Below are 4615 nucleotides of genomic sequence, written 5' to 3' on the forward strand. Positions count from 1 at the left end.
TCTCTCCGAGTGGCGCGGTCTTTGCGCGGAATAAGGGGCAGTCATCCTGTCCTTACAGAGACTGGTTCGCATTTGTCTGGCAGCACCCCGATGGCACTTTCTCGGGCGTTGCTCGTTTCTCCTTCACCATCAAACAAGAGGAACGTTCGATAGAACGGCTGCGTTTTGCTGGATTGACTGTAGTAGCCTTTGAAGGAGGTACGTGTTTCAGCCGTCACGTAGGAACCTCCGGAGGTTAGTTTGGATACTTCTGCATTGCTGAAATTCTTCGCGCATTCCCGACCATTCCAAAAGATTGGCACGCTCGAGTTTTCGTCCATTTCCATAAGCGGACGAGACCGCTCGGAAGAACTTTTTTTGACTCTCAAATCACGTAAAACCGCTTGCCCGGATTGCCGTTTCTTGCAGTGCTGCGGCGGGTTGCATCCTTGGCAAGGTAGCAGGGGTTCCTTACTTCGCCTCGGCGTACTTTCTCTTTGTAAAGCGCCCGAGCCTTTTAAGGACGATCGGCGCGATTTGCCCATCACCCGTACCCACATGCTTTTGCAGCCACACCGGGACATCTGGCGATACCGCTTTGACACGGTCTGGCAGGACACCTGCCGAGACGGCAATTGTGATGGCGGAGAGTGTGAGACGGAGTGAATTCGGTAGTAACTGGAGGTTTCCTGCCAGAATGTCCTAAGGGCCAGTCTACCACAGTTCTAACGCGTCAGGATGCCAGCCAAGTGCACGAACCAAGCTTCCTGTTGCCTGAAATCCCACTTTAACTTTTGATGGGCGTATCGAACATCCTGAACAAAACAGCTCCGATGTTGCGTGGGTCTCTGGACATTCGGAGATAGGCCTCCAAATGAATCTTATGATTACTCGTCGAAAGTTCCTGTTGGTCACCGCAACCTTAATGGCTGCTCCGTATATTGCGCGGGGACAAACTGCGGCCCTGAGTGATGCAATAAGCCACCTGCCGCAATTGCACTCCCTTCAAATTCAACGCGGAAACGAGGTCCTTTTCGCTCAGGCCCAACAGGGTGAAGGCTTGGATAGGCCGGCTAATATAAAGTCCTGTTCGAAAAGCATTGTAGCTCTGCTGCTTGGTACGGCGATCGCCCGGCAGGAAATCCCATCGGTAGATGCCACGTTGCAAGAGGTTGCTCCGCAACTCTTGCCCGCTAATGCCACACCCGGCTCCGAACAAATTACCATGGAGGACCTGGTGACTCTGCGGGCAGGTCTCGAAAGAACCTCTGGCAGTAACTACGGAGAATGGATCAACTCTCCCAACTGGATTGCGGATGCGTTGACGCGACCGATGGTTGCAGAGCCCGGAGAGCGGATGCTCTATTCCACTGGATCGACCCATGTGCTTGGCGCAGCATTGACCGAGGCAACCGGTCAAAGTCTTTTGAAACTCACACGTGAGAGGCTGGGCACACCTCTTGGTATCGAGATACCGGCTTGGACGAGGGATCCACAAGGTTACTATCTAGGTGGCAATGAGATGGCGATCACGCCGAGGTCGATGCTGAAGATCGCTACTTTGCTTCGGGACCGCGGCGCTTTTGCGGACAAGCAAGTCATACCTGAACGCTGGGTCCTGGAATCGACCAAGCCATATGGCCGTTCGGCTTTCTCCGGGTTGGATTACGGCTATGGCTGGTTTCTGTCCCCATCAGGCTATGCTTTAGCGCGTGGATACGGGGGGCAAATCATAGCGGCCCATCCCGACCAAGACCTTGCTGTTGCAATTACATCTGATCCTACGCGTCCTGCGCGTTCCGGAGGTTATTTTGGAGAATTGGTCAGATTGTTGGATGGTCCGATCCTGAGCGTCACCTAGACGGACCTCTCTAGGAAAACTGTTGGGGTTTGGTCACGTTCAGCCTGGACGGTGCAATACTATCAAGAATCCTTCTTCGTCAGTAGGTGCAGAGAAATGACTTGAAATGCGATCAAATTGCTCTTCCGACAGGTGAAAGGGGTGCTGACCAGCTTGGTTACGCTCTCGCAGTCTCGCCTTGCAGATTTCGTCAGGCAGATCAAAGTAGTGGAGCTCGCCGACTACGCCCGCTGATCTAGCGACGCCGCCAATCCAAGCGCGTGCGTTTGGTGTATTCGCAGGAAAGTCCAAAACAACCGATGTCCCAGCCCTAAGCAAAGAAGCAATGTGTGGGCCCATGATGTCGTATAACTTCTTGGAGCACCTTACATAGTCCGAAATTGCAACCAACTCGTCTCCGAACAGGGCAGCCAGCCACTCGTCCTCTGCGACTACAACTGTACGCTCGGCCTGACCAAGCTTTTTGGCGAGTGTTGACTTGCCAGACGCAGGTTTGCCGCAAAAAAGAATAAGCTTCGGAGTGGTTTCGTTCATAACCGCGCTATACCAAGAACATACTCGGAAATGAAAGACGACGATCACGATGCAGCGGTCAATATCCGCAACTGCCACGCAAAGGATGCAGGTAGTCGAGTTCCCTAGATGGGACCCATCTAGTTGAGGAAATCGCCTCCGAATTTACTTGCCACGTCGACCACACGGTTATCCCCAGTTTGAATAGAACTCGCCGGATTTTCCCCTCCAAGTTCGGCCTTAGGAGAGATCATCCAAAAAGCACGTTGCCAAGGCGACATATCGGCTGGCAGCGCTTTCAACACAGTTTCCATCAAAGGAAGCGGAGTTCCATCTTCTGCGAACTGGAAGGATGGGTATGCGTCGATGCCTTCGTATGGAACCGAGAAAACCTTCCCAGACCTCCTCCAGATCTCACCTATCCGTGTGATTTGCCAAGAACCTTTCTTCCAGCGCGCATGTACAGATTTATTGTCCAGCAATGGGAAATTCTGGGCAAACTCATCTTTGCGGGTGTCATTAACCGCGCAAAACTGTTCTTCAAACTTGGAAAAATACATCTTCTGACCAACAACACTCGCTAAAACACACAGGACAATACTGACAGAAACTCAATTTCTTGGAAGTGTAATTGTTCACACTTTGGAATGCGTTCTTAAGTGGGGGCGGGATTTTAGATGTAGCTAATTGAATTTAAGTGAGCTTTTTTCGAGTTCAGTTCGAAGATTAATCACCAGTCGCTTGGCTTGGTGGTCTGCATTGCCACAGTTCGGAGCGATAATCATTGCAACATGAGCGTATTGATCACACATCTACGTACGAGCCGCGTAGAGGTCAGCATCGAATGGGTTATACGAAAACTGCTATTTTGATGGCCGCAATGACGGCCTTGTTCATGGGGTTGGGATACCTGCTGGCAGGTACAGGCGGCATGCTGTTCGCCTTGGTATTGGCGGCAGGTATGAATATTTTTACCTGGTGGAACTCAGACAAAATGGTCCTTCGCATGCACAACGCAAGGCACGTTTCATCTGGTGACCACTTGGGGTTGTCTCAAATGGTCGGGGACCTTGCAAAGAACGCGGGCATGCCAAAGCCCGCTGTGTACCTGATCGAATCCCCCCAACCCAATGCATTTGCTACAGGCCGCAATCCAAACAACGCCGCTGTTGCCGTAACCACGGGGTTGTTACAAACCCTCACAAGGGAGGAGTTGGCGGGCGTTGTCGCGCATGAACTCGCGCATATCAAGAACCATGACACTGCGATTATGACCGTAACCGCCACATTTGCGGGTGCGATTACGATGTTGGCAAACTTCGCACTGTTCTTTGGAGGAAGACGGGATAGCGCTCTTGGTCTAGTGGGGACCATTGCGCTGATGATCTTAGCGCCATTGGCTGCAGGTTTGGTCCAAATGGCAATTAGTCGGACAAGAGAATACGCCGCCGACCGCACCGGCGCCGAGATTTGCGGTCAGCCTCTAGCATTGGCATCTGCCTTGGAACGTATTCAGCAAGGAGCGGCGCGGATCGACAATGATGCCGCAGAGCGCAACCCAGCGACCGCACACATGTTTATTATCAATCCATTGCATGCGCACACGCGTGACAAGCTGTTTTCAACTCACCCGTCGACGGAAAACCGGATAGCTGCGTTGAGAGTGCTCGCCCAACAGTCTAACGCAGCCTATGAAAGCAGAAACTCGAGTAGCACAAACCAAGGACCAGGAACTGGCCCTTGGGGGTGAAAGTCGCGCCCAGGAACTACTGTCTAAACTCCGGCGACACAGCACAACTTGGCGAGTTGCAAATCTTTGTGGAGAAGCCTTTAATCCGCAGGGTCTTGTCAGAAGAACTTTGCTTGAGCGGGGCAGGGTGGTTGCGTAGCTTTTGCCCATGCCCATGCCCATGCCCATGCCCATGCCCATGCCCATGCCCATGCCCAGACCTGCCTCATTCATGTATTTCAAGACCAGCCCCGAGATCATCCGCCTTGCGGTGATGTTGTACATCCGTTTCCCGCTTTCGCTTCGGAATGTCGAAGATCTGCTGCACGAGCGTGGCATCGACGTGAGCCACGAAACTGTCCGATATTGGTGGAACAGGTTTGGCCCGATGTTTGCTACCGAGATCAGACGGAAGCGTGTTCAGCAACTGCGCGTGTTCTCCAAATGGAAGTGGCACGTGGATGAGGGTTTCGCGAGGGTGAATGGCACGCGGCATCATCTTTGGCGGGCCGTTGATCATGAAGGCGAGGTGC

6 protein-coding genes are annotated in these 4615 nt (G+C 52.7%); 3 read left to right on the forward strand and 3 right to left on the reverse strand.

The features are described from left to right. Window positions 1-41: 41 nt before the first annotated feature. Window positions 42-326, reverse strand: a complete 285-nt coding sequence (locus GOW98_RS25335) for a hypothetical protein (RefSeq protein WP_170337368.1) — start codon at window positions 324-326, stop codon at window positions 42-44. Window positions 327-862: 536 nt separating this feature from the next. Here GOW98_RS25335 and GOW98_RS25340 point away from each other — a divergent pair. Then, window positions 863-1840, forward strand: coding sequence for a serine hydrolase domain-containing protein (locus tag GOW98_RS25340; protein ID WP_170337372.1), 978 nt, complete (start codon window positions 863-865; stop codon window positions 1838-1840). Window positions 1841-1879: 39 nt separating this feature from the next. Here the strand turns inward: GOW98_RS25340 and GOW98_RS25345 are convergent, their stop codons facing one another. Continuing rightward, the gene (locus tag GOW98_RS25345; protein WP_367646910.1) at window positions 1880-2422 is read right to left on the reverse strand and encodes an AAA family ATPase; all 543 of its coding nucleotides are present in this window, start codon (window positions 2420-2422) and stop codon (window positions 1880-1882) included. A 71-nt stretch (window positions 2423-2493) separates the two neighbouring features. Further along, entirely contained in the window at window positions 2494-2913 is a 420-nt protein-coding gene (locus GOW98_RS25350; RefSeq protein ID WP_170337369.1) for a hypothetical protein, read from the reverse strand. A 284-nt stretch (window positions 2914-3197) separates the two neighbouring features. On the opposite strand from GOW98_RS25350, the gene htpX reads away from it, so the two are divergent. After that, window positions 3198-4103 carry a zinc metalloprotease HtpX gene (gene htpX / locus GOW98_RS25355; RefSeq protein ID WP_170337370.1) on the forward strand — a complete coding sequence of 302 codons (906 nt, stop codon included), beginning with the start codon at window positions 3198-3200 and terminating at the stop codon, window positions 4101-4103. A 184-nt stretch (window positions 4104-4287) separates the two neighbouring features. Beyond that, the coding region (locus GOW98_RS25360) for a DDE-type integrase/transposase/recombinase (RefSeq protein ID WP_437436876.1) at window positions 4288-4615 on the forward strand (328 nt) is incomplete at its 3' end.

Origin of the sequence: Ruegeria arenilitoris (genome assembly GCF_013032445.1) — a bacterium.
GTDB lineage: Bacteria > Pseudomonadota > Alphaproteobacteria > Rhodobacterales > Rhodobacteraceae > Ruegeria > Ruegeria arenilitoris_F.

Excerpts from the sequence above, each read along its gene's own strand:
- GOW98_RS25335 (WP_170337368.1), bottom strand. The coding sequence starts at position 326 with ATGGAAATGGACGAAAACTCGAGCGTGCCAATCTTTTGGAATGGTCGG.
- GOW98_RS25340 (WP_170337372.1), top strand. The coding sequence starts at position 863 with ATGATTACTCGTCGAAAGTTCCTGTTGGTCACCGCAACCTTAATGGCT.
- GOW98_RS25350 (WP_170337369.1), bottom strand. The coding sequence starts at position 2,913 with ATGTATTTTTCCAAGTTTGAAGAACAGTTTTGCGCGGTTAATGACACC.
- htpX (WP_170337370.1), top strand. The coding sequence starts at position 3,198 with ATGGGTTATACGAAAACTGCTATTTTGATGGCCGCAATGACGGCCTTG.